Raw genomic sequence first — 1,014 nt, forward strand, 5'->3', positions numbered from 1 at the left:
CAGCGTGCCCGTGATCTTCCCGCCGGTGCCGCCGGGGCAGGCCCACGCGCCCCACGGCCCGCCCCAGGGGCTGCCGTCCACCGTGAGGTCGTCAAAGGCGTTGGAGAGTTGGCCGCTCGTGGTCTGGGCGTCCACGGCCACGTTCGCCGGGTCCGGCAGGCGGATGGCGATCCCGCCGGAGACGGTGTTCAGGTGCAGGTCGGCGGGGGTGGCCGTGGGGGCGATGTCCAGCACCATGTTCCCGCTGATCGAGTCGGCTTTGACGGCCGGGCTGGTGCCGTCGATGACGGTGAGTTCGCCCGACACGGAGTTGAAGCGCAACCGCCCGCCGAGGGACTGGGCCTCCACGCTGCCCGACACGGTGTCGGCCCGCACCTCGCCGGTGAGCCCGACCAGGGTGCTGTCGCCCGAGATGCCCCGCACCTCGGTGCGCCCGCTGAGCCCGGAGACGACGGCCACCGCGTGCACCGTGCCCACCTCGGCCCGGGTCTCGGTGGGCACGGTCAGGGTGATGTGCGCCGTGCGCTGCCAGCCCTTGCGGTCAAGCAGCTTGAGGAAGCCCTGCCAGGGCAGGTCCTCGTACGCGATGCTCAGCACGCCGTTGTGCAGGCTGACCGCCAGCGGTGGGCCCTCGATCTCGGAGAGGTGCAGGCTGGCGGGGCCGGTGTCGGTGCCGACGACGTTGACGGTGCCGCCGACGACGCGCACGTGGAGCGCGGTGACCGGCGCGTCGAACGTGAGCTTGCGTGGCGCGCTGAGCGACCACTCGGACCGGTCTGACATGTGGGGCCTCCCCAGCTGGAGCACGGACGCAACATATCGCGTCTACTGCCAACACGATATATCGCGGATAAGGGAAGTCAAGCGCCACCATCGCGCGGCACGGCGCGGCACGGCGCGGCACGGCATGGCACGGCGTGGCATGCGCGGCACGGCGCGTTGCGCGGCGGCTGGGGGCCGGCTCGCCCCGAGGTGGGGTCCCGCTCGGCGGGGGGTGAGGGGGCGGTGTGGGCG

Annotated in this window: 1 protein-coding gene; it reads right to left on the reverse strand. The window is 72.9% G+C overall.

Features of this window, described 5'->3' with window-relative positions; translation table 11 throughout:
• The coding region (locus tag KUM32_RS37285) for a DUF4097 family beta strand repeat-containing protein (protein ID WP_217146290.1) at window positions 1-783 on the reverse strand (783 nt) is incomplete at its 3' end.
• Window positions 784-1,014: the final 231 nt, after the last annotated feature.

The sequence above is a fragment of the Streptomyces sp. AC627_RSS907 genome, assembly GCF_019049165.1.